Here is a 22,455-nt window from a genome sequence, read left to right as displayed (position 1 = left end):
TTGCATGCATGCCGGATCAGGCGACGTTCAGCACTGCTTCCGGGGCGTAGGCCTCGTAGCCGAGCGCCTCGGCGACCGGACGGTTGGTGACGCGGCCCCTGTGCACGTTGAGGCCGGCGCGCAGGTGCCGGTCCTCGGCAATCGCCTTCAGGCCCTTGTCGGCGAGTTGCAGGCCGTAATGCAGCGTCGCATTGTTCAGCGCATGGGCGGAGGTGACCGGCACCGCGCCCGGCATGTTGGCGACGCAATAGTGCACCACGCCGTCGACCTCGTAAGTCGGGTCGGAATGGGTGGTGGCATGCGAGGTCTCGAAGCAGCCGCCCTGGTCGATGGCGACGTCGACGATGACCGCGCCCCTCTTCATGCCCGACAGCATTTCGCGGGTGACGAGTTTCGGCGCCGCGGCACCGGGGATCAGCACGGCGCCGATGACGAGATCGGCGGAGAAGACCTCCTCTTCCAGCGCATCGATCGTCGAATAGCGCGTGTGGATACGGCCGCCGAAAATGTCGTCGAGCTGCCGCAGGCGCGGGATCGAGCGGTCGACGATCGACACGTCCGCGCCGAGACCGGCCGCCATCTTCGCCGCATGCAGGCCGACGACGCCGCCGCCGATGATCGCGACCTTGGCCGGCAGCACGCCCGGCACGCCGCCGAGCAGGATGCCGCGGCCGCCATTGGCCTTCTGCAGCGCGGTGGCGCCTGCCTGGATGGAGAGACGACCGGCAACCTCGGACATGGGTGCGAGCAGCGGCAGGCCGCCGCGCTCGTCCGTCACCGTCTCATAGGCGATGGCGGTGACGCCGGAGGCGAGCAGGCCCTTGGTCTGTTCCGGATCGGGTGCGAGATGCAGGTAGGTGTAGAGAATCTGTCCGTCGCGAAGCTGCGCCCATTCGGAGGGCTGCGGCTCCTTGACCTTCACAACCATGTCGGACTTCTGGAAGATATCCGCGGCGGTGGCCACAATCTTCGCGCCGGCGGCGCGGTAAGTGTCGTCGTCTGCGCCGATGCCGGCGCCGGCCTTGGTCTCGACGAGAACCTCATGGCCATGGGCCACATATTCGCGCACGGCCCCGGGCGTCAGGCCCACCCGATATTCGTGATTCTTGATTTCCTTCGGACAACCGATACGCATGCGCGTTCCTCTCCCAGTGCTGTTCCCGTTCATTGCCGCCGCTTGCCGGCGGGGATCACTATGGAAGCAGAGGACGCGTGCAATGTCCTTGCAAAGCGGGTTTGCGAAACGCGCCATTGTCGAATATTCTGCGAATATCAGCGGAAATTTCGAAGGAAATTCGAATGGCGCATCTGGATGCAATCGATACTGCGATCCTGAGGGTGATTCAACAGAACGGCCGGATCTCCAATGCGGAGCTTGCGGAGCGTGTCGGCCTGTCGCCGTCGGCCTGCTCGCGCCGGCTCGACATTCTGGAAAAATCGGGTGTCATCAACGGCTATCACGCCCGCGTCTCGCCCAAGGCGCTCGACTACAAGATGATCGCCATCGTGCACATCTCGCTTTCCGGCCAGTTCGCCAAGACGCTGAACGAGTTCGAATCGGCCGTGAAACTCTGCCCCAACGTGCTCGTCTGCTACCTGATGTCCGGCGAATACGACTATATCCTGCGCGTCGCCGCCAAGGATCTGGAGGATTACGAGCGCATCCACCGCGACTGGCTGTCGGCGCTGCCCCATGTGGTGAAGATCAATTCGAGCTTTGCGCTGCGCGAGATCATCGACCGGCCGAATGTCGGCATTTAGCTCGCAATGACCCGGTTTCGGCCGGCGTTCTTGGCCGCATAGAGCCGGGCATCGGCGGCCGAAAGCAGGGCGTTCAGCGTCGTGCCGTCGTTGTAGCTGTTGGCGATGCCGATGCTGACCGTCACAGGCACGCCGTCCGGCCGGCGGATTTCCGCTTCCACGGTTCGGCGCAGGGCTTCCGCACGTTCGGCGCCGGCCTGCGGCGAGACATCCTCGCAGATCACCACGAATTCCTCGCCGCCGAAGCGGAAGACGCGGTCGGTGCCGCGCAGTGCGCGTTGCAGGCAGGCGGCTGTCTCCTTCAGCACGCCGTCGCCGGCAAGATGGCCGAAGCGGTCGTTGACGTCCTTGAAATGGTCGGCATCGATGATCATCAGCGCCATCGGCTTGCCGGCCGCCAGCATCGCGGAAAGCAGGCGCGGCGCCTCGAATTCCAGACGGCTGCGGTCGTAGACGCCGGTCAGCGCATCGCGGCCGGAACGGTCCAGCAGGTCCTCGTAACGCTCGCGGAAGGTGAGATCGGCAAAGATATCCGAGATCGGCCGCGGAGAGACGGGAATGGCGGAGATGCGCGAATAGGAGAGATAGATGGTGATCAGCACCGCGTAGGCGCAGGCCGCCATCATCTTGGCGATCCAGCCGCCCCAGAAGACTTCGACCGGCGCGCCGTTGAGGAAATGCAGGGCTGCGAAGAATCCGATCTGGTCGAAGGTCAGCACCACGACGCCGGAGACGAAGAAGCGCATGGCCGTGCTTTTCTTGAACACCCGCCCGAGCCGTTCGTAGAGCAGGATGATCGCCAGCGCATCGATATAGAGCAGCGTCGTGCCCCAGAGCATCAGCCAGCCCATTTCGTCGATGAAGGCGAGGTCCGCGATGCGGCCCGGCACAGCCCCGATCGTCTGGTGATGGCGCAGGAAGAAACCGAGGCCGACCGTCAGGAAATTGCCGGCGAGCAGGCCGTAGATCGGCGCGCGCACGACGGCGGCGTCCTCCTTCACATAAAGAAGGAGAATCATCATCAGCTTGCCGGAAAACAGCACGGAGGAGCCCGGCGAGATGACGCCGAAGGGCAGCTCGATGTAGAAGACGGCCGCGAGATAGGTTTCGAGGAAGTGCATCACGCCGAGTGCGGCAATGAAGACGCCAATGCCGATCTGATGGCGCAGATGCAGGATGCCCACCATGAAGACGAAATAGAATCCGGCCTCGACAAGAAGCAGGATCAGATTTTCAGTACCCATGGGCGATCCGCAGTTTCTTCGCTTCGCCCCGCAGCTAAATACAGGGCAAGAGTCGCAACAAGTCTTTTCCTGCGGATACAGGCAATCGCGCCGGTTCTCCAGCGCGTTCACGTTCTTTTGTGTGACTTTTCACAGAACGAGGCGAGAAATCGCCCGGCGGCGGTCAGACCTGCCGGCTGTCCACGCCATCGTTGAACAGCGAAGGCCCGTGCTGGTCGACGATCTGCTTTGCCTTGCGGAAGGTCGAGGCGACCGTATCGTCCCGCGAGGAGAAGAGATCGGCGCGGATGAAGCTGCGGGTGAAGACCCGGTCGCCGTCCCGCTTCTCGATCCGCCCGGCCAGGCGATACTGCCCGCCTTCCGGAATGGGAGCCGCGACGAGGGTGAGGTCGTTATAGGCTTCGGTTTCCTCCGCGACCTTCGCGGGGGCTGCCGAGTCGCCGCCGCGACCGAAGAGTTTTGAAAAGAACGATGCCATGGCCGATTGCTAACACAGGCCGCCGCGCCCTCCAAGGGGAGAGCGCCGCCAGCCCCTGCCCCTAGATGATGAGGTTTGCGAGAATTTCGTTTTCCGTGATGTCCTGGTAACGCATGCCGGCAGCGTCGAAGGCCTTTTTCAGCGCCGCAAAATTCTCCGGCGCCTTGGTTTCGATGCCGATGAGGATGGAGCCGAAATTGCGGGCGGATTTCTTCAGGTACTCGAAGCGGGCGATGTCATCGTCCGGGCCGAGCATGTTGAGGAAATCCTTGAGCGCGCCGGGGCGCTGGGCAAGGCGCAGGATGAAGTATTTCTTCAGCCCGGCATGGCGCATGGCGCGTTCCTTGACATCCGGCAGGCGCTCGAAATCGAAATTGCCGCCGGAGACGACTGCGACGACCGTCTTGCCTTCCAGCGCCTCGCGGCCGAGTGCATCCAGCGCCGTCAGGGACAGCGCGCCCGCCGGTTCCAGCACCACGCCCTCGACGTTCAGCATGTCGATCATCGTCACGCAGATCGCGTTTTCCGACAGCAGCATGACCTGATCGGCCGAAAACCGGCTGAGGGCTGCGAAATTGAGCGCGCCGATCTGTCCGACCGCGGCCCCGTCGACGAAATTGTCGACCTGGTCGAGCGTCACCACCGCACCGCTTTCGAGGCTGCGCTTGAGGCTCGGCGCACCGGCCGGCTCGCAGAACAGGAAGCCCGACGGGCCGATCCTGTCGGCAAGATAGCCGGTCACGCCCGAGGCAAGGCCACCACCGCCGACGGGCAGCACCACGAGATCCGGCAGCTTGCCATCGGGAAGCTGTGCGACGATTTCCGCCGCCACCGTCGCCTGGCCCTCGATGATATCAGCATGGTCGAAGGGCGGCACCATCAGCGCGCCGGTCGCCTCCGCATGGTCGCGGGCGGCCTTGTAGCACTGGTCGAAGAAGTCGCCGACGAGCTTGATCGTGACGAACTCGCCGCCGAAAATGCGGGTCTTGTCGATCTTCTGCTGCGGCGTCGTCACCGGCATGAAGACCACGCCCGGCACGCCGAAATGGCGGCAGACGAAGGCGAAACCCTGCGCATGGTTGCCGGCCGAGGCGCAGACGAAGCTGCGCGCGCCGTTCTCGTCGGCGAGAACCTTGCGGAAGAAGTTGAACGCCCCCCGGATCTTGTAGGAGCGTACCGGCGAGAGGTCCTCGCGCTTCAGATAGATTTCTGCGCCGTAGCGGGCGGAGAGATGTTCGTTCAGTTGGAGCGGCGTTTCGGGAAACAACCCGCGCAAGGCCTCCATGGCCGCGTCGACGTCGGATGTCATGCTCTGGTCCATATTCGATAGGGATCTGGGTTCGATAGGATTGGGTTCAAAAAGCTGCGTGTCTCGCCTTCAGGACAAGTCTTGCCTTCAGGAAGGACAGATGCAGGGGAAGCCGATCATTCTTCAAACCTTTCCGACGCCGCGCAGCAGAACCGGTCGAAACCAAGGAGGACCGCGTCGGAAGCCATCCTTGAGTTTGGACAATGCAAAGGCTATGGCATATCGACGCGACGGATACCACCCGCCCTGGCCGCCATGGCCTCTTCCCGAGACCAGAACTTGAACGCCACCATCTTCCGATCCGCCATCAACATTGCCGCCATCAGCGGCATCTACCTGTCCGTGGCGATGCTCGTTCCGGCGTTCATCGACGTCTATTACGGCCATCCCGATTCGGAGGTCTTCTTCCTCTCCGCCTTCATGACCGGCGGCCTGTCGCTCGCGACGGCGGCCGCGACGCGCGCCGGCCCACCGCCCTTCAACAAGCGCATGGGCTTCCTCGTCGTCAACATGCTCTGGCTTTCGGGCAGCATCATCGGCGCGATCCCGCTGTGGCTCTCGTCACTGAACCTCACCTTCGCGCAGGCCTTCTTCGAATCGGTCTCGGCGATCAGCACGACCGGCTCCACCGTCATCGTCGGCCTCGACGACGCGCCGCCCGGGGTTCTGATGTGGCGCTCGCTGCTGCATTGGCTCGGTGGCGTCGGGATTCTCGCCCTCGGCCTTTTCATCATGCCCTATCTGCGCGTCGGCGGCATGTCCTTCTTCAAGCTCGAATCGTCCGATACCGCCGACAAGCCCTTCGCCCGCATCGCGAGCTATACCCGCGCCTTCCTCGCCATCTACGTGGCGATCACCCTCATCTGCGCCATAACCTATGCCGCGCTCGGCATGAGCCGCTTCGATGCACTGAACCACGCCATGTCGACCGTCGCGACTGGCGGGCTTTCGACGCACGACGCCTCCTTCGGCTATTTCAAGAGCCTGCCGCTGCTCTGGGCCGCCACCTTCTTCATGACGCTGTCCAGCCTGCCGTTCTCAGTGCTCATCCTCTTCGTCGTGCGCGGGCGCATCGATGCCTGGCGCGATCCGCAGATCCGCGTCTTCCTCGGCTATCTCGTGCTCTTCGCCATTGCCGCAAGCGTGTTCCAGCGGTTGGAAAACGGCGTCGATTTCCATGAGGCGCTGGCGCATTCCTTCTTCACCGTCTCCTCCATCCTGTCCACCACGGGCTTTGCCAGCGACGACTATACGCAATGGGGCCATTTCATCGTGGCGCTCGCCTTTGTCGCGACCTTCATGGGCGGCTGTTCGGGATCGACGGCGGGCGGCCTGAAAGCCTATCGCCTGATCATCCTGTTCAATTTCATTCGCACCGGCCTCTACCGCCTGCTCTATCCGGACGGCATCCATGCCGTGCGCTACGGCTCGATGACGGTCGATGTCGATCTCCAGCGCGGCGTCTTCCTGTTTTTTATCACCTACATCGCGATCTCGGCCATCGGGGCGATCCTGCTGGGTCTGGCGGGCTATGACATATTGACGGCGATTTCGGCTTCAGCCACTTCGCTTTCCAATGTCGGCCCCGGCGTCACTCAGGCGATCGGTCCGGCCGGCACTTTTGCCGGATTCCACGATCCCGCCCTCTACCTCCTCTCTCTCCTGATGCTGCTGGGCCGTCTCGAAATCCTGACCGTGCTCGTCATCCTGACACCACTCTTCTGGAAGAGCTGATCGCGTACCGCCTTTGGCGTTCTTGACTGTTGTCACGCTTCTCCGCATCCTGCCGCCATCCGGCTGGAGGAAGACTGAATGTTTGCGTCGAAGTCCCTGTTGCGTTTGACCTTTATCGCCGCGCTCGCGCCGGCCTTCGCCTTTGCCGGGCCGCTTGCGGATGCGGCCAAGAAGGCGGAGGAGCAGGCCGCCGCCGGCGACACGGTGGGCGCACACAACACGATCCGCGATGCCTTCGGCACCTTCGCCGCCACCCTGCCCTTCACGATCGGCAAGGCCGTCTTCGTTTCCGCCCCGCCGGAAGGCTACGGCATGTATGCGGTGCGCCCCGCCTCCGACTTCAAGGTCGGCGAGGCGCTGATCTCCTATGTCGAGCCCGTCGGCCTCACCTGGCGCCCGGGCGACGGCGGCCTGCTCGAATCGCATTTCACCGTCGACCTCGAACTTCTCGACCCCAAGGGCACGGTGCTTGCCGAGCAGAAGGCCTTCGGCTCCTTCGACTTCAAGGGCAGCGTGCGCAACCAGGAAGTCTTCGCCAAGCTGACCCTCAATCTCAGCGGCCCGCCGGCCGGCGACTACGTGCTGCGCTACCGCTTCCGCGATGCGGCAAGCGGCGCCGTAGCGATCAGCGAACAGCCGTTCAAGATCGTGCCGTAACGAGGTTTTCCACAGGCAGGCAGAGAATTGTGACAAGCTGGAATCCAAGCTTTCCAGCGGCTTGACGGTCAATTATGACAGCGGCATGACAACCCCAGCCAGGTAAGGGGCATCCATGCTTTCGCTGTTTCGCAAACTCATGCCGCGCGAAGACCGCTTCTTCGATTATTTCGAGCAGCATTCCCGCACCGTCGTCGGCGCCGCCGAAGCCCTCCGTTCGGTTCTCGCGGGCGGGCCGGATCTGGAAAAACATTGCGACCGCATCGTCGAACTGGAAAACCAGGCCGACGACATTACCCGCGAGGTGCTGCTCGCCGTGCGCCGCAGCTTCATCACGCCCTTCGACCGCGGCGACATCAAGGACCTGATCCAGTCGATGGACGACGCCATCGACATGATGCACAAGACGGTAAAAACCATCCGGCTCTACGAGCAGACGCAGTTCGAGCCCGGCATGCAGGAGATGGGCGAGACGGTCGTCAAGGCCGCGCATCTGATCGCCGAGGCCATTCCGCTGCTCGACAAGGTCGGCGTACACGCCACGCGCCTCAGCGCGATCGCCGAAGAGGTCACCCGCGTCGAGGGCCGCTCGGACGAGCTGCATGACCAGGGCCTGAAGAACCTCTTCAGGCAATACGGCAAGACCGACCCGATGGCCTATATCATCGGCAGCGAGATCTACGGCGAACTGGAAAAGGTTGTCGACCGCTTCGAGGACGTGGCGAACGAGATCAGCGGTATCGTGATCGAGAACGTCTGATGGAGGCCACCCTCGCTCTACCCCTGCTGGTCGCGCTCGTCGGCATCGCGCTGCTCTTCGACTTCCTGAACGGCCTGCACGATGCGGCGAATTCCATCGCCACCATCGTCTCGACGCGCGTGCTGCGCCCGCAATATGCCGTGATGTGGGCGGCCTTCTTCAACTTCATCGCCTTCCTGTTCTTCGGCCTGCATGTCGCCGAAACGCTCGGCAAGGGCATCATCGATCCCGGCATCGTCAGCCCCCTCGTCATTTTCGCCGCCCTGATGGGCGCGATCATCTGGAATGTCGTCACCTGGATCTTCGGCATTCCGTCGAGCTCTTCGCATGCGCTGATCGGCGGGCTTGTCGGTGCGGGCCTTGCCAAGACCGGCTTCGACGCCGTTGTCTGGAGTGGTCTCATCAAGACGGCGAGCGCCATCTTCCTGTCGCCGGCGATCGGTTTCTTCCTGGCGCTCGTCCTCGTGCTCATCGTTTCCTGGCTCTTCGTGCGCCAGACGCCGTTTGCCGTCGATCGCACGTTTCGCGTCATGCAGTTCATCTCGGCCTCGCTCTATTCGCTCGGCCATGGCGGCAACGATGCGCAGAAGACCATGGGCATCATCGCCGTGCTGCTCTTCTCGCAAGGCTATCTCGGCAGCGAGTTCCACGTCCCCTTCTGGGTCGTCATCAGCTGCCAAGCGGCCATGGCGCTCGGCACCCTGATGGGCGGCTGGCGCATCGTGCACACGATGGGCTCGAAGATCACGCGCCTCAACCCGATGCAGGGTTTCTGCGCCGAAACCGGCGGGGCGATCACCCTCTTTGCCGCCACCTGGCTCGGCATCCCCGTCTCGACGACGCACACGATCACCGGCGCCATCATCGGTGTCGGCGCCGCGCGCCGCGTCTCGGCGGTGCGCTGGGGCCTCGCCTGCAATATCGTCATCGCCTGGATCGTCACGCTGCCCTCGGCGGCCGCGATTTCGGCGCTGTTCTACCTGACATTCAGTGCTATCGGAGGCTAGGCGTTTCGCTGCGGCGATAAGAGACCAGCGATTGACGTTCCGGCACGGTCCATTAAATGAGACTGATGGAACCCGCGCGTTTTTTTCAGAACTGGCATTGGAAAGCTATGAACGACAAGGTTTTTGACACCCTGACCGGCATGTACTTCACGGTCGATGACCCCGATGGCAGCTATGGCACCGGTCAGGTCATCCGTCTTGCCGCCGAGGGGGTCTATTTCGTACGCTTCGACGGCAACGAAGTGACGTTGCCCCTGGAACTCGCCTCCATCGGCGAGATGCTGGAGACCACCGACGAAGAGTTCAAGCTCTGGCGGTTCTTCGACACGATCGAAGAGCGGGACGCGTGGATCGAGTGGCTCGATGCCCCCTCCAAGCCGCGCGTCATCTCGCTGGTGAAGCCGACCAAATAGGCTCCAGCGGCGGAAGCGTTTCCGCTCCCGCCGTTCCCCCGTTTCAGTCGCTTAGAACAGATCCGGCAGGTGCTTGATTGCGTGGACCGGCTGGCCGAAATCCTGGGTCGCCAGGAAATCGAAGCTGTCGGAATGCGTGGCGTTCGACGCATCGTCAAAGGCGGCGGCACGCGCGGCAAGACCGGCGTCGTCGTGGCCGGCATCGGGGGCCGCGAGCTTCTTGAACACGAAGCTGTCGCCGTCCGCCGGCTCGCCCGCCTTGTTCAGGCTGGTGAACTTGAGCTGCAGCTTGTTGAAGAGTTCGGCCGTCTTGCCGGATTCGAAGAAATACTTGTCGGACTTGTCGTAATAATCGCCGAAGGCCTTGAGATTGAACTTGGCCGTGCCGATCACGTCGCCGCTGCCATCCACGGCCTTGAACGTCACCACGTCGCCGGCAATCTTGGTCGAGGTGATGGTCATCTTCTCTGTGCCGAGGGCATAGACCATCTTGAACTTGCTGAAATCGCCGTCCTTCTCGAGGTTCAGGCTGTAGTTGAACTTCGTCTTGAAGCTGTCCGTATATGTGGCATTGATGGCGATGCCGTTCTTCGTCTGCGCGGTGGAATAGGCCAAGGTGCTGTTATAGCCCTCTGCCTTGATTTTTAGCGTCAGGCTCGTCGTGGTCTTGCCCACCTTCATCAGAATGTCGGTGGTGCTGTCGCCGAAGCTGCTATCGACCTCGACGGTCGCCTTCAGCGTGGTCGAGGTCTGGCTGTACTTCGTCACCTTGACCGTAAAATCACCGACGCCGATGGACCCATAGGTCTTCTGGAAATAGGCCTTGGTCAAATATTTTGGAAATTTCATTCACGCCCCCAATGGTATCCCACGTTGAAACATCGGGCGCTAAAAAAGCGAAAGCATTTTTAGCTGGCAAGGGCGCTTCTGTACTTTGCTTGCGTTCCGGCCACCAAGAAAAGCAAGTGTTGCGCGGCCGGCACATTTTCGAATGCCAGCAACGGTGGCAGGATCATAAAGCGCAGAACTCCACCCGTAAAAGTCCAACCGCCCGCCACTGCATCTGCGTCGGCAGGCGAATCAGGTGGCGGTGAAATCGTATACTTGCATCGGGAAAAGTCTGGTGCGGGCGGCGGGGATCGAACCCGCACGGCCAAGGCCGAGAGATTTTAAGTCTCTTGCGTCTACCAGTTTCGCCACGCCCGCATAGCCTGCTTTTCGAAGAGTCAGCACGCTTCGTCAATAGGGCGTTTTGCAAAGGCTTGCATCGGTCGCAAAAAGGGCGCGGCCCTCAAAGGACCGCACCCCCGTTTTTCGGTGACGCTTCAGGAAAACGTCAGGCCGAAAGCTTGCCGGCGATCTTGGCGACGTGGGCGCCCTGGTAGCGGGCGGCTTCGAGTTCGATTTCGGAAGGCTGGCGCGAGCCGTCGCCGCCGGTGATCGTGGAGGCGCCGTAGGGCGAGCCGCCCTTGACTTCTTCCACGCCCATCTGGCCCTGGAAGGCGTAGGGCAGGCCGACGACCACGAGGCCGTGGTGGAGAAGCGTCGGGATGAAGCCGAGGATGGTCGATTCCTGGCCACCGTGCTGGGTGGCCGTCGAGGTGAAGACCGAGCCGACCTTGCCGACCAGCTTGCCGGCCATCCACAGGCCGCCCGTCTGGTCCCAGAAATTGCGCATCTGCGAGGCGACCGTGCCGTAGCGCGTGCCGGCGCCGACGATGATCGCGTCGTAGTCGCCGAGTTCGGCAACCGTGGCGATCTCCGCCTTCTGGTCCGTCTTGTAGTGCGAGGCCTTGGCAACCTCGTCCGACACGAGTTCCGGAACGCGCTTGACGGTCACCTCGGCACCGGCCGATTTTGCGCCTTCGGCCACGGCATAGGCCATGGTCTCGATATGGCCGTAGGCCGAGTAGTAAAGAACCAGTACTTTCGCCATCGTGGTCTCCTCAGGTCGAAGTTGCTTTCCGCTTGATCGCGGCGTCAGCTTGGATGTAGCACTTTGGGGGATCGGCGACAGAAGCCGCACGGTCGACAGACTGTTCACCCGCCATTGACAATGGCGCCCGGCACGGTCGCCATTGCTAAACGAAATCCAGAGAGCGCCCATGAGTTCCAGCCCCATCGCTACCGCCGCCATGCTCGCCATCGGCGACGAGCTTCTCTCCGGACGCACCAAGGACAAGAATATCGGCCAGCTCGCCGACGTGCTTTTCCTCGTCGGCATCGACCTGAAGGAAGTGCGCATCGTCGGCGACGACGAAGAGGCGATCGTCGAGGCGCTGAATGCGCTGCGCGCCCGCTACACCTATGTCTTCACCTCCGGCGGCATCGGCCCGACCCATGACGACATCACGGCGGATGCCATCTCCAAGGCCTTCGGCGTGCCCTGCCTGCACGATCCGCTCGCCATGCAGCTGCTCGGCGCGATGTACGAGCGGCGCGGCGTGGAGTTCAACGAGGCCCGTAAGCGCATGGCCCGCATGCCCGAGGGTGCCGTGCACATCGAAAATCCGGTTTCCACCGCGCCGGGCTTCAACATCGGCAATGTTTATGTGATGGCCGGCGTGCCGCAGGTCTTTACCGCAATGCTGAGCGCCGTCGTGCCGACGCTTGCGGGCGGCGTGCCGATGCTGTCGCGCTCCGTCGCCTCGCCCTTCGGCGAAGGCGATATCGGCAGCGCGCTCGCCGCGATCCAGAAGAACCATCCGGAAACCAGCATCGGCTCCTATCCGCGCTTTTCCGAAAACCGCTTCTCGACGGAGATCGTCATCCGCAGCCGCGAAGAAGCACCGGCGGAAGCTGCCGAACGTGATATACTCCAGATGATCGCCGAAATTGCCGTGGCCAAGGCCGCCTCTTGATCCGGATCAAGGTTTTGCCGCGGCGACAGGCGCAGGTTTCCGACGAACCAGACAGGAGGCCGAAATGACCTACAAGACCATCGTGGCAGTGCTGAGCGCTGCCGATGACGCCGGCAAGGTGACGGACCACGCATTGGCGCTCGCGCGCAAGACCGGCGGCCACGTCATCGGCATCCATGCCGAAGCGCCGGTCGTCGTGACACTGATCGCGCCCATGGAATATCCCGATCCAAATGCCGTGCTGGACCTGCAGGAGCGGGCCCAGCGCCAGTCGCGCGAGGTCGAGCAGGCCTTTCGGTCGCGCTGCGAGCGCGACGACATTTCCTATGAATGGCGGCTTTTTACCGGCACCGCCGGTTATGCCTCCGCCGGCATCATCGACAGCGCCCGCGGTGCCGACATCGTGCTCGCCGGCCAGTTCGATCCGGACATCGACGGCCCATCGCGCGAAGACATCGAGGACCTGCTCTACGAGAGCGGCCGCCCGGTCTATCTCGTCGCCAATGCCCCGGCCGGCCCGGAAACCATCGAGCGCGTGCTTCTGGCCTGGAACGGCTCGCGCGAAGCGGCCCGCGCCGCCTTCGACGCCCTACCCTTCCTGACGGCGGCCAAGGAGGTCGAGATCTTCACCATCGACCCGCCGGAAAATTCCATGCAGTCGCGCGATTTCTGCGGTGCCGAGCTTGCGGCGACGCTCGCCCGCCACGGCATCAAGACGACGGTCGCCTCCGGCTCCTCCGACGGCCATTCTGTGGCGGATGCAATCAACCGCCGGGCGACGGAAATCGATGCCGGCCTCATCGTGATGGGCGCCTACAGCCATTCGCGGCTGCGCCAGCGCCTCTTCGGCGGCGTCACCAGCGCCATGATGCGCGGCGCGCGCGTGCCGACGCTGATGTCGAGGTAGCCCGACTTCGTTGTGGATCGCCCGGCGCCAGGGCCGGGCGGTGATTTCTTTGGGCGGCGAAGTGCTTTAAACAGAGGGAATCTCTGTTTTTCTGCCATCAGGAGCCACTCCCATGTCGTTGCCCGACAAAGCCTTCCCCGTTTCCTGGGACCAGTTCCACCGTGATGCGCGTGCGCTCGCCTGGCGGCTGGCGGATGGCGACCGCGAATGGAAGGCGATCGTCTGTATCACCCGCGGCGGCCTGGTGCCGGCGGCCATCGTCTCGCGCGAGCTCAATATCCGCGTCATCGAGACGGTCTGCGTCGCCTCCTACCACGACTATGTCTCGCAGGGCGAAATGCATGTGCTGAAGGGCATCTCGCCCGAGCTGTCGCAGCAGGGCGGCGAAGGCATCCTCATCGTCGACGACCTGACGGATACCGGCAAGACGGCCGCCGAAGTGCGCGCCATGTTGCCGAAGGCGCATTTCGCCGCCGTCTACGCCAAGCCGAAGGGCCGCCCGCTGGTCGATACCTTCGTCACCGAGGTCAGCCAGGACACCTGGATCTATTTCCCCTGGGACATGGGCTTCACCTACCAGGAGCCGATCGCCAAGGGCGCGCGCGGCTGACCTTTTTGCGAAAGCGGCTTGAAATTGATTCAATGCTGCGCCGCAACAGACTGATTTGACGATTTTTTCGTGAAAAGCCGGCGGATGGGCCAAGCCTGCCCGCCGGCTTAATCTTTCCGCAATGCCTCCAACAGATAGTGCTGATATGGCCCGCCGGCGTGGCGTGCGTCCTTTCGATCCCTTCAGGCGGTAGATGCGCGGTCTGCGAATTCCCACATCCGCATCGGCGACCCTTCTCCTCGCGGCCCTCTTCTCCCCGGGCCAGGCGGTGGCAGAAGATATCCGCACCATGGCGGTCACGGAATTCGTCGAGAACAATGTGCGGCCCTGGCTGAGCGAGCCAGCCATCCTCAATGCCGTCATCGCGCAGAACGCCGCGCATGCGGCGATCGATCAGGCAGGAATCGACGCGCTCGATGCACGCTGGCGCGCCGAGCTCTTCAACGCGGAGCGGCCGATGATCGAGGCCCAGCTGTCCAACGCGCTCTCGCTCACGCTGAAGGGCCGGCAGCGCGCGGCCGAGGGGCTGATCACCGAAATCTTCGTGATGGACAATCGCGGCCTCAATGTCGGCCAGAGCGACATCACCTCCGACTACTGGCAGGGCGACGAGGCCAAGTGGCTGAAGAGCTTTGGCACCGGCGCACTCTACATCGAGGACGCGGAGCGCGACGAGTCCACGCAGCTCATGCAGGCGCAGGCGAGCCTGCCGATCACCGACCCGCACACCGGCGCCATCATCGGCACGATCACCGTCGGCGTGAACCTCGACGCGCTTTGACGCGCACGGCAGAGAATCACTTTATCCACGGATCACAACTCGGCCGGGATCGCTATTCCCTGAAGTCGGGAGACCTTAAAGACCCCTGAATTTTACCTATTATTTTTTTCACTTGTCCACAGTTACGCATGCCGCCGCACCGCCGTTCGGGGTGAACCTGCTGGTTTTGCAGGCTTCGCAGGATGTCCCCATTTTCCACAGGGGCAGGCACAAGATATAGGGTTCAAACTTCCGTCACAAACCAGCCCTTGACGGGAATCGCCCGGATGAGGTTAATGAAATCCAAGTTGCGGCGGCGGCTGGACCGTATTGTTACGAGGTCGGTTCTCATCACGAAATCGCGTTTTCTGCGCATGTGGCCGGGTGGATGATCCGCTCGCCGCATAAGGGTTTTTGCGCCCGATTTCCTGACGCGCCATTGCAGCAGATGGGACTGGAAAAAAGAACCTGTTGATACTATATTTAGTATTTGCAGCCATACTCAGCACAAGATACAGGACACTCGAGATCATCGGGTTTCCCGCACGGACTGGAAGATTTGGGCTGGCTGCAAGAGCATTGCGGCCGGACGGGGATAATTGCGCCCTGTTTTTGAGGCAGGATGCGGCAGCAGAGGACAACGGACAATGCGCATAGAACGTCGTTTCACCAAACCCGGCCAATCGGCCTATGCGGAGATCGAATTCCGCAAGGCCATCAGCGAGATCAAGAACCCGGACGGTTCCATCGTCTTCCGGCTCGCGGATATCGACGTGCCCGCGCAGTTCTCCCAGGTCGCCGCCGATATCCTGGCCCAGAAATATTTCCGCAAGGCCGGCGTGCCCGCGCGCCTGAAGAAGGTCGAGGAAAACGACGTTCCGTCCTTCCTGTGGCGTTCCGTTGCCGATACCGACGCCCTGAAGCTGCTCCCCGAGGGTGAGCGCTACGGCTCGGAAACCGACGCGCGCCAAGTCTTCGACCGCCTCGCCGGCACCTGGACCTATTGGGGCTGGAAGGGCAAGTATTTCGCCTCCGAGGAAGACGCGAGCGCCTTCAAGGACGAGCTTGCCTATATGCTCGCCACGCAGCGCGTTGCGCCCAACAGCCCGCAGTGGTTCAACACCGGGCTGCACTGGGCCTATGGCATCGACGGCCCCGGCCAGGGCCACTTCTATGTCGACCCCTTCACCGGCAAGCTGGTGAAGTCCAAGTCGGCTTACGAACATCCCCAGCCGCATGCCTGCTTCATCCAGTCCGTGGAAGACGATCTCGTCAACGAGAACGGCATCATGGACCTGTGGGTGCGTGAAGCCCGCCTCTTCAAGTACGGCTCCGGCACCGGCTCCAACTTCTCCTATCTGCGCGGCGAAGGCGAAAAGCTTTCGGGCGGCGGCAAGTCCTCCGGCCTGATGAGCTTCCTGAAGATCGGCGACCGCGCGGCCGGCGCCATCAAGTCCGGCGGCACGACGCGCCGCGCGGCCAAGATGGTCGTGGTCGATATCGACCATCCGGATATCGAGGCCTACATCAACTGGAAGGTCAAGGAAGAGCAGAAGGTGGCGGCGCTCGTCACCGGCTCGAAGATCGTCGCCAAGCACCTCAAGGCCATCATGAAGGCCTGCATCAATTGCTCGGCCGATGGCGACCAGTGCTATGACCCGGCGGCAAACCCGGCCCTCAAGCGCGAAATCCGCGCCGCCAAGAAGGACCAGGTTCCGGAAAACTACGTCAAGCGCGTCATCCAGTTCGCCAAGCAGGGCTACAAGGACATCGAGTTCAAGACCTACGACACGGACTGGGATTCGGAAGCCTATCTCACCGTTTCGGGCCAGAACTCCAACAACTCCGTCTCGCTGAAGGACGACTTCCTTCGCGCTGTCGAGAATGACGGCGACTGGAACCTGACCGCCCGCAAGGACGGCCGCGTGATGAAGACGCTGAAGGCCCGCGACCTGTGGGAACAGATTTCGCATGCCGCCTGGGCATCGGCCGATCCGGGCCTGCACTTCAACACGACGATGAACGACTGGCACACCTCGCCGGCCGCGGGCCCGATCCGCGCCTCGAACCCGTGCTCGGAATACATGTTCCTCGACGACACGGCCTGCAACCTCGCCTCGCTGAACCTGCTTCAGTTCAAGGATGCGGCCACCAAGAACATCAACATCGCCGACTACGAACACGCCGTCCGCCTCTGGACCATCGTGCTCGAAGTCTCCGTGATGATGGCGCAGTTCCCGTCGCGCCAGATCGCTGAACGCTCCTACGAATACCGCACGCTCGGCCTCGGCTATGCCAATATCGGCGGCCTGCTGATGTCGTCCGGCATCCCGTATGACTCGACGGAAGGCCGCGCCATTGCCGGTGCGCTGACCGCCATCATGACGGGCGTCTCCTATGCGACCTCGGCCGAAATGGCGAGCGAGCTCGGCCCGTTCCTGAACTTCGCGCCGAACCGCGACAACATGCTGCGCGTCATGCGCAACCATCGCCGCGCGGCTTACGGCGAAACCACCGGCTACGAGCAGCTCTCCGTCAACCCGGTCGCCCTCATCCATGGCGATTGCCCCGACCAGACCCTCGTCATCCACGCCAAGGCTGCCTGGGACAAGGCCGTGGCACTCGGCGAGAAGCACGGCTACCGCAACGCCCAGACGACCGTGATTGCGCCGACCGGCACGATCGGCCTCGTCATGGACTGCGACACGACCGGCATCGAGCCCGACTTCGCGCTGGTGAAGTTCAAGAAGCTCGCCGGCGGCGGCTACTTCAAGATCATCAACCGCGCCGTTCCGGAAGCCCTGCGCACGCTCGGCTATTCGGAAAGCCAGATCGCCGAGATCGAGGCCTATGCCGTCGGCCACGGCAACCTGAACCAGGCGCCGGCCGTCAACCCCGGCTCGCTGAAGGCCAAGGGCTTCACCGACGAGAAGATCGAAGCGGTCAGCGCCGGCCTGAAGGCGGCCTTCGACATCAAGTTCGCCTTCAACCAATGGACGCTCGGCGCCGACTTCCTCAAGGAGACGCTGAAGGTTTCCGACGAGCAGCTCTCCGACATGTCCTTCAACTTGCTGGAGCATATCGGCTTCTCGAAGAAGGACATCGAAGCCGCCAACATCCACGTTTGTGGTGCGATGACGCTGGAAGGCGCGCCGTTCCTGAAGAACGAGCACCTCGCCGTCTTCGATTGCGCCAATCCCTGCGGCAAGATAGGCAAGCGCTACCTGTCGGTCGAAAGCCACATCCGCATGATGGCGGCCGCCCAGCCGTTCATCTCGGGCGCCATCTCCAAGACGATCAACATGCCGAACGAGGCGACCGTCGAGGATTGCAAGAACGCCTACATGCTCTCCTGGAAGCTCGCGCTGAAGGCCAATGCCCTCTACCGCGACGGCTCCAAGCTGTCGCAGCCGCTCAACTCCTCGCTGATCGAGGATGAGGACGACGAGGATGATGCCATCGAGGCCCTGATCGCAGCCCCTGCTGCCGCCCAGGCCGTCACCGTCACGGAAAAGATCGTCGAGCGAATCGTCGAACGCCTGATCCGCGACCGCGAAAAGCTGCCGAACCGCCGCCAGGGCTACACCCAGAAGGCCGTCGTCGGCGGGCACAAGGTGTATCTGCGCACCGGCGAATTCGGCGATGGCCGCCTCGGCGAGATCTTCATCGACATGCACAAGGAAGGCGCCGCCTTCCGTGCCATGATGAACAACTTCGCCATCGCCATCTCGCTCGGTCTCCAGTACGGCGTGCCGCTCGAAGAATATGTGGAGGCCTTCACCTTCACCAAGTTCGAGCCGGCCGGCATGGTGCAGGGCAACGATGCGATCAAGAACGCCACGTCGATCCTCGACTACGTGTTCCGCGAACTCGCCGTCTCCTATCTCGGCCGCCACGACCTCGCCCATGTCGACACATCGGACTTCTCCAACACGGCACTCGGCAAGGGCATCCAGGAAGGCAAGACCAACCTGATCTCCACCGGCTGGACCCGCGGCCACAAGCCGACGCTCGTCCAGGGCGGCCAGGCCGGCGAGCGTGCGCTCGGCGAACCGAAGGGTGCGGCAACCGCAGCGCCCGCCAAGGCATCGTCCGGCAGCAACGTCACCTCGTTTGCCGGCAATGCTGCGCGCAAGCTGGAGCCGGCCGTTGCCATCTCCACCTCCGAAATCGTCGCCTTCAAGCGCGATTACGAGGAGCGCGCCGCCGAAGTCGCGGACGAGGTCGCCGAGGAAGCCGCGGACGGCGCAGTCGAGAGCGTCACCGCCCTCTTCTCCGACAAGGCCGCCGCCGAAGCCGCCAGCGCCAAGGCCGACGCCAAGAAGCTGGAGGCCGAACGCCGCATGCGCTCGATCGCCCAGGGCTACACGGGCAACATGTGCTCCGAGTGCCAGAACTTCACGATGGTCCGCAACGGCACCTGCGAGAAGTGCGACACCTGCGGCGCCACGAGCGGCTGCAGCTGATCACAGCACCCATGACATTTCCTTCCGGGCAGGCAACTGCCCGGAAGGGGTTTTCGGAACAAAGCATAAACTCCACGACGACAGGGAAGCCGAGCAAGACGTGAGCGGAAAAACAAACCGCATCCGGGCAACCCGCCTGACGCTGCTCAGCCGTGGCGCGACCGCGTCCAATCAGCAGCCGCGTTTTTCCTCCGACGAGCCGCTCCTTGCCAAAGAGCTTGAACGTGCAACACGGCTAGCGCGTGCCCTTCCCGCCTTCGAAGACGTGCTGCATGCCCCCGAGATCAGCGCCGCCGAGACGGCAGCGGCCTTCTCATCGAAGCCGACGCTTTGTGAGGCGCTTCGGGATGTCGACTACGGGCGGTGGAACGGGCTGTCGGTTGCCGATGTCGCGGCCGACGATCTCCAGCGCTGGATGGCGGACCCGTCTGCGGCACCGCATGGCGGCGAAAGCTTCGAACAGGTTCGCGAACGCGTGGCCGCTTGGCTGGATGGCCTGCATGGGACGGGGGGGCGCCGATTGGCCGTCACCCATGGCATCGTCCTGAAGATCGTTCTCGCGCATGTTCTCGGCGCACCGCTGACGTCGATCTGGCGTGTCGATGTTGAGCCGCTCGGCTCGCTCTCGCTAACGAGCGATGGCCGGCGCTGGGCCTTGCGGCATTTCGGCCCGGCGGCGTAGCCGTCAGCCCGCCGCGGCCAGGGTCGCAGGATCCTGCCATTCGGCGGCGGCGTGGCCCGGTATATCCACGTCCGTCTCGGCTCCGTCCGACACACGGTCCAGAACCTCACGCCATTGCGACACCAAGCCAAGATAGGTGCGGCTTCCGAACCGTTCGGCGAGCCGATATTGCTGGCGCAGCGTTATGCGCACCGTCGCGCGGCTGAAACGGTCGGACTGGGCGGGAAATTGATCGGGCTCCATCCGTCTTGCCAGTGCGTCCAGCATCGCCTTGCGCAGGAGCGGCAGGTCCGGGCGGGCGAAGCGCTCAAACAGCGCCTGGAACCGGGCATGGGCGTCGATGTCGAATTTCAGGTCCCGGCCGAGCGTATCCATCACGGGATTGGCCGGATGGAGATAACCGAGCGGTACGTGATATTTCGGGATCGGGGTGTTGGCCGAATGGGTGCGGCCCGACCGCAGCAGATGCGGCAAGAGGTGCGTGTGCGGCCCGGCGGGCGAGACGCCGCCGGTCTCCGGCCCGCCGATCTTCTGGAAAACCTCGATGCGGCCGATCCGGGTCAGCGCGACCCGGTGGGGATGGGCCGCCATGAGCGCGGCGCTCACCGGATTGCCGGGCTCGAAGAGGCTGCGCCCGGCATGGGCGCGCAACAGGGCGATCAGGTCCGCATCCCCCGTGCGGATGCAGAAGTCGCATTGCGGCAGCGCCAGCCCGATATCGAACAGCACCGCCTTCCTTTCGGCGGGGCGCACCGCCTCCGCGTCGGCGCCGAGCTCCGTCAGAACCTTGCGCCCCTCCATCGCCGAATCCCTTTCGGGCAGGCAGAGCGCCACACCGTGGCTCCAGCGCTGCGGCTTGGCGCTGAGCGTCTCATAGGCGACCGGAACGACCTGCTCGACCATGTCGGCGTTCAGTCGCATGGCGCCGCGCGATGTCGCGCGCACGAACATCGTCGGCGCGTCGGCCTCCAGATATTCGCCCCAATCCTGGTGGAACTCGGCGACGGCGCCGAAGGAGCCCATGCTCCACCCTGCCCTCGCGTCGACGAGGTGGTCTATCAAGACATCCCGGAGATCCGCCATGGTCGTTTCATCCTTCATCCGTGATTTGCGTGCGCCGGCGGAAACACCCGCCGGCGCACCCGGCCGTCAGGCGGCCTTCAACAGGTCCCCATGCGGGTCGAGTACGAATTTCGTGGCCGCTCCCTGGTCGAAACTCTCGTAGCCCTGCACGGCATCGTCGAGCGCAATGATCTTCGCGTTGACGATGTCGGCGATCGGCAGCCGGTCGTGCAGGATCGCCTGCATGAGCTGCCGGTTGTACTTCAGCACCGGCGTCTGGCCCGTGTGGAAGGACTGCGCCTTCGCCCAGCCGAGACCGAAACGCAGCGACAGGCTGCCGACCTTTGCAGCACTATCGACCGCGCCCGGGTCCTCTGTGACATAGAGGCCCGGAATGCCGATGGAGCCGGCTGCCCGCGTGATCTCCATCATCTGGTTCAGCACGATGGCCGGCTGCTCGCCGCCCGCATGGCCGCGCGCCTCGAAGCCGACGGCATCGATGGCGCTGTCGACCTCGTCGGTGCCGACCACCTCGGCGATCATGTCGCCCAGCCGGTCGCTCTTGGAAAGGTCGATCGGCTCGAAGCCGACCCTTGCGGCATGTGCCAGGCGATCCTTGTTGAAATCGCCGATCATCACGACCGCAGCACCGAGAATGCGGGCGGAGGCGGCGGCGGCAAGCCCGACCGGGCCGGCACCGGCCACATAGACCGTGGAGCCGACGCCGACGCCCGCGCGCACCGCGCCGTGAAAGCCTGTCGGCAGGATGTCAGACAGCATGGTGAGGTCGCGGATCTTCGCCATCGCCTTGTCGCGATCGGGGAATTTCAGGAGGTTGAAATCCGCATAGGGGATAGTGACGTAGCGCGCCTGGCCGCCGATCCAGCCGCCCATGTCGACATAGCCGTAAGCGCCGCCGGCGCGCGACGGGTTCACCGTCAGGCAGACGCCGGTATCCTGCGACTTGCAGCAGCGGCAGCGCCCGCAGGCGACATTGAACGGCACGGACACGATATCGCCGACCTGCAGCATCTCGACGTCGATGCCCTTCTCGATGACCTCGCCGGTGATCTCGTGGCCCAGCACGAGGCCGGGCATGGCCGTGGTGCGGCCGCGCACCATGTGCTGGTCGGAGCCGCAGATATTGGTGGAAATCACCTTGAGTATCACGCCGTGCTCGATGCGCCGGCCATCCGGCGCCTCCAGCTTCGGGTCGTCGATGTCGCGCACTTCCACCTTGCCGGGGCGCATGTAGACGACGCCTCTGTTCCTGCTCATATCCGTCTCCTCCTCAGTTGAACGCCTTTCCGGCCCGCAGATGCGCGGGCAAGATCTGGTCGGAACGCAGACGCGCATCGCCAGAGGGCGGATGCGGACCGCGTCTTTCGACGAAAGGATGGAAAAGAGGAGGAACAGGGCGGCCCGAACGAGACGCCTATTCGCCTCTCGATCGCCCACCGCAATCGGTCGAGTCTTGGGTTCAAGGCTGGTTTCCGGGCTCCAGAACCGTCCTTCCGGACACTCTCGGCGCCTTCCCAGCCTGCTTGGCCAGTGGCATTTGCCGAGATTTTGGTTCCGCTACCGTTGCGGGGGCAGCGCCGGTTTTCGACCGGCTTCCCAATTATCCATCCCGACAAAGCCGAGATGGCACCCTGAACAGGCCCAACAAACCACGCGCAGGACGAAATGACCTTCGGGAATACGACATCCTCGATAGAAGCAACGACACGGCCCGGCCTTGCGG

General features: G+C 63.3%; 20 protein-coding genes, 1 tRNA gene and 1 riboswitch. Of the genes, 12 read left to right on the top strand and 9 right to left on the bottom strand.

Features of this window, described 5'->3' with window-relative positions; genetic code table 11:
• Window positions 1-16: 16 nt before the first annotated feature.
• Window positions 17-1,135 carry an alanine dehydrogenase gene (ald, locus tag AC1RWL_RS20185; protein ID WP_435265398.1) on the bottom strand — a complete coding sequence of 373 codons (1,119 nt, stop codon included), beginning with the start codon at window positions 1,133-1,135 and terminating at the stop codon, window positions 17-19.
• Between the two features lie 164 nt (window positions 1,136-1,299).
• Here ald and AC1RWL_RS20180 point away from each other — a divergent pair, with 164 nt between their 5' ends.
• Window positions 1,300-1,761: an Lrp/AsnC family transcriptional regulator gene (locus AC1RWL_RS20180; RefSeq protein WP_256116110.1), complete on the top strand. Its 462-nt coding sequence runs from the start codon at window positions 1,300-1,302 to the stop codon at window positions 1,759-1,761.
• Here the strand turns inward: AC1RWL_RS20180 and AC1RWL_RS20175 are convergent.
• The 3 genes from AC1RWL_RS20175 to ilvA form a co-directional block, all read right to left on the bottom strand.
• Complete coding sequence (locus AC1RWL_RS20175; protein ID WP_439628612.1) at window positions 1,758-3,005, bottom strand: GGDEF domain-containing protein; 1,248 nt, start codon at window positions 3,003-3,005, stop codon at window positions 1,758-1,760. The genes AC1RWL_RS20180 and AC1RWL_RS20175 overlap by 4 nt on opposite strands.
• A 163-nt stretch (window positions 3,006-3,168) precedes the next feature.
• Complete coding sequence (locus AC1RWL_RS20170) at window positions 3,169-3,483, bottom strand: HlyU family transcriptional regulator (RefSeq protein ID WP_256116112.1); 315 nt, start codon at window positions 3,481-3,483, stop codon at window positions 3,169-3,171.
• 61 nt (window positions 3,484-3,544) lie between these two features.
• Entirely contained in the window at window positions 3,545-4,792 is a 1,248-nt protein-coding gene (gene ilvA / locus AC1RWL_RS20165) for a threonine ammonia-lyase (RefSeq protein WP_493096229.1), read from the bottom strand.
• A gap of 279 nt (window positions 4,793-5,071) precedes the next feature.
• Between ilvA and AC1RWL_RS20160 the strand changes: the two genes are divergently transcribed.
• From AC1RWL_RS20160 to AC1RWL_RS20140, 5 genes are all read left to right on the top strand, one after another.
• Complete coding sequence (locus AC1RWL_RS20160; protein ID WP_493096230.1) at window positions 5,072-6,526, top strand: TrkH family potassium uptake protein; 1,455 nt, start codon at window positions 5,072-5,074, stop codon at window positions 6,524-6,526.
• 78 nt (window positions 6,527-6,604) lie between these two features.
• On the top strand, window positions 6,605-7,183 hold the full coding sequence (locus AC1RWL_RS20155; RefSeq protein WP_319319162.1) for a hypothetical protein: 579 nt from the start codon (window positions 6,605-6,607) through the stop codon (window positions 7,181-7,183).
• 115 nt (window positions 7,184-7,298) lie between these two features.
• Window positions 7,299-7,943, top strand: coding sequence for a DUF47 domain-containing protein (locus AC1RWL_RS20150; protein WP_493096231.1), 645 nt, complete (start codon window positions 7,299-7,301; stop codon window positions 7,941-7,943).
• Window positions 7,943-8,950, top strand: a complete 1,008-nt coding sequence (locus AC1RWL_RS20145) for an inorganic phosphate transporter (RefSeq protein WP_493096232.1) — start codon at window positions 7,943-7,945, stop codon at window positions 8,948-8,950. Before AC1RWL_RS20150 ends, AC1RWL_RS20145 begins: the two co-directional genes overlap by 1 nt.
• Before the next feature lie 107 nt (window positions 8,951-9,057).
• A complete protein-coding gene (locus AC1RWL_RS20140) occupies window positions 9,058-9,363 on the top strand; it encodes a hypothetical protein (RefSeq protein ID WP_435265395.1) in 306 nt (101 codons plus the stop codon).
• A 51-nt stretch (window positions 9,364-9,414) separates the two neighbouring features.
• Here AC1RWL_RS20140 and AC1RWL_RS20135 read toward each other — a convergent pair whose 3' ends face one another.
• The 3 genes from AC1RWL_RS20135 to wrbA form a co-directional block, all read right to left on the bottom strand.
• Window positions 9,415-10,212: a hypothetical protein gene (locus AC1RWL_RS20135; protein WP_493096233.1), complete on the bottom strand. Its 798-nt coding sequence runs from the start codon at window positions 10,210-10,212 to the stop codon at window positions 9,415-9,417.
• A 272-nt stretch (window positions 10,213-10,484) separates the two neighbouring features.
• Window positions 10,485-10,569: transfer RNA gene (locus tag AC1RWL_RS20130), tRNA-Leu, on the bottom strand.
• Between the two features lie 130 nt (window positions 10,570-10,699).
• Window positions 10,700-11,299: an NAD(P)H:quinone oxidoreductase gene (gene wrbA, locus AC1RWL_RS20125; protein WP_492649690.1), complete on the bottom strand. Its 600-nt coding sequence runs from the start codon at window positions 11,297-11,299 to the stop codon at window positions 10,700-10,702.
• Between the two features lie 169 nt (window positions 11,300-11,468).
• On the opposite strand from wrbA, the gene AC1RWL_RS20120 reads away from it, so the two are divergent.
• The 6 genes from AC1RWL_RS20120 (at window position 11,469) to AC1RWL_RS20095 (ending at window position 19,649) form a co-directional block, all read left to right on the top strand.
• Entirely contained in the window at window positions 11,469-12,224 is a 756-nt protein-coding gene (locus AC1RWL_RS20120) for a competence/damage-inducible protein A (protein WP_492649689.1), read from the top strand.
• Window positions 12,225-12,288: 64 nt separating this feature from the next.
• Window positions 12,289-13,131 (top strand): universal stress protein, encoded by an 843-nt coding sequence (locus AC1RWL_RS20115; RefSeq protein ID WP_256116124.1) that lies wholly within the window; start codon window positions 12,289-12,291, stop codon window positions 13,129-13,131.
• Window positions 13,132-13,243: 112 nt separating this feature from the next.
• Window positions 13,244-13,741, top strand: coding sequence for a xanthine phosphoribosyltransferase (gpt, locus tag AC1RWL_RS20110; protein WP_256116125.1), 498 nt, complete (start codon window positions 13,244-13,246; stop codon window positions 13,739-13,741).
• A 268-nt stretch (window positions 13,742-14,009) separates the two neighbouring features.
• Entirely contained in the window at window positions 14,010-14,522 is a 513-nt protein-coding gene (locus AC1RWL_RS20105; protein WP_493096234.1) for a hypothetical protein, read from the top strand.
• A gap of 626 nt (window positions 14,523-15,148) precedes the next feature.
• Complete coding sequence (locus AC1RWL_RS20100) at window positions 15,149-18,967, top strand: vitamin B12-dependent ribonucleotide reductase (protein ID WP_493096235.1); 3,819 nt, start codon at window positions 15,149-15,151, stop codon at window positions 18,965-18,967.
• Between the two features lie 100 nt (window positions 18,968-19,067).
• Window positions 19,068-19,649 (top strand): histidine phosphatase family protein, encoded by a 582-nt coding sequence (locus AC1RWL_RS20095; RefSeq protein WP_493096236.1) that lies wholly within the window; start codon window positions 19,068-19,070, stop codon window positions 19,647-19,649.
• A gap of 3 nt (window positions 19,650-19,652) precedes the next feature.
• On the opposite strand, the gene AC1RWL_RS20090 is transcribed toward AC1RWL_RS20095, so the two are convergent.
• Window positions 19,653-20,750 carry a DUF6925 family protein gene (locus AC1RWL_RS20090; protein WP_493158459.1) on the bottom strand — a complete coding sequence of 366 codons (1,098 nt, stop codon included), beginning with the start codon at window positions 20,748-20,750 and terminating at the stop codon, window positions 19,653-19,655.
• A gap of 48 nt (window positions 20,751-20,798) precedes the next feature.
• Window positions 20,799-21,989, bottom strand: a complete 1,191-nt coding sequence (gene fdhA, locus AC1RWL_RS20085; RefSeq protein WP_435265387.1) for a formaldehyde dehydrogenase, glutathione-independent — start codon at window positions 21,987-21,989, stop codon at window positions 20,799-20,801.
• Window positions 21,990-22,178: 189 nt separating this feature from the next.
• Window positions 22,179-22,381, bottom strand: a riboswitch (cobalamin riboswitch).
• Window positions 22,382-22,455: the final 74 nt, after the last annotated feature.

The sequence above is a fragment of the Shinella sp. GW821-FHT10F02 genome, assembly GCF_058809275.1.
This window is presented reverse-complemented; position numbering and strand designations above follow the sequence as displayed.

Bases quoted from the DNA above. Each gene is read 5' to 3' on its own strand.
- AC1RWL_RS20145 (WP_493096232.1), top strand. From the start codon at position 7,943: ATGGAGGCCACCCTCGCTCTACCCCTGCTGGTCGCGCTCGTCGGCATC.
- AC1RWL_RS20090 (WP_493158459.1), bottom strand. From the start codon at position 20,750: ATGAAGGATGAAACGACCATGGCGGATCTCCGGGATGTCTTGATAGAC.
- AC1RWL_RS20175 (WP_439628612.1), bottom strand. From the start codon at position 3,005: ATGGGTACTGAAAATCTGATCCTGCTTCTTGTCGAGGCCGGATTCTAT.
- AC1RWL_RS20100 (WP_493096235.1), top strand. From the start codon at position 15,149: ATGCGCATAGAACGTCGTTTCACCAAACCCGGCCAATCGGCCTATGCG.
- AC1RWL_RS20150 (WP_493096231.1), top strand. From the start codon at position 7,299: ATGCTTTCGCTGTTTCGCAAACTCATGCCGCGCGAAGACCGCTTCTTC.
- ilvA (WP_493096229.1), bottom strand. From the start codon at position 4,792: ATGACATCCGACGTCGACGCGGCCATGGAGGCCTTGCGCGGGTTGTTT.
- ald (WP_435265398.1), bottom strand. From the start codon at position 1,135: ATGCGTATCGGTTGTCCGAAGGAAATCAAGAATCACGAATATCGGGTG.
- gpt (WP_256116125.1), top strand. From the start codon at position 13,244: ATGTCGTTGCCCGACAAAGCCTTCCCCGTTTCCTGGGACCAGTTCCAC.
- fdhA (WP_435265387.1), bottom strand. From the start codon at position 21,989: ATGAGCAGGAACAGAGGCGTCGTCTACATGCGCCCCGGCAAGGTGGAA.
- AC1RWL_RS20180 (WP_256116110.1), top strand. From the start codon at position 1,300: ATGGCGCATCTGGATGCAATCGATACTGCGATCCTGAGGGTGATTCAA.
- AC1RWL_RS20170 (WP_256116112.1), bottom strand. From the start codon at position 3,483: ATGGCATCGTTCTTTTCAAAACTCTTCGGTCGCGGCGGCGACTCGGCA.
- AC1RWL_RS20155 (WP_319319162.1), top strand. From the start codon at position 6,605: ATGTTTGCGTCGAAGTCCCTGTTGCGTTTGACCTTTATCGCCGCGCTC.
- AC1RWL_RS20140 (WP_435265395.1), top strand. From the start codon at position 9,058: ATGAACGACAAGGTTTTTGACACCCTGACCGGCATGTACTTCACGGTC.
- AC1RWL_RS20135 (WP_493096233.1), bottom strand. From the start codon at position 10,212: ATGAAATTTCCAAAATATTTGACCAAGGCCTATTTCCAGAAGACCTAT.
- AC1RWL_RS20115 (WP_256116124.1), top strand. From the start codon at position 12,289: ATGACCTACAAGACCATCGTGGCAGTGCTGAGCGCTGCCGATGACGCC.
- AC1RWL_RS20120 (WP_492649689.1), top strand. From the start codon at position 11,469: ATGAGTTCCAGCCCCATCGCTACCGCCGCCATGCTCGCCATCGGCGAC.
- wrbA (WP_492649690.1), bottom strand. From the start codon at position 11,299: ATGGCGAAAGTACTGGTTCTTTACTACTCGGCCTACGGCCATATCGAG.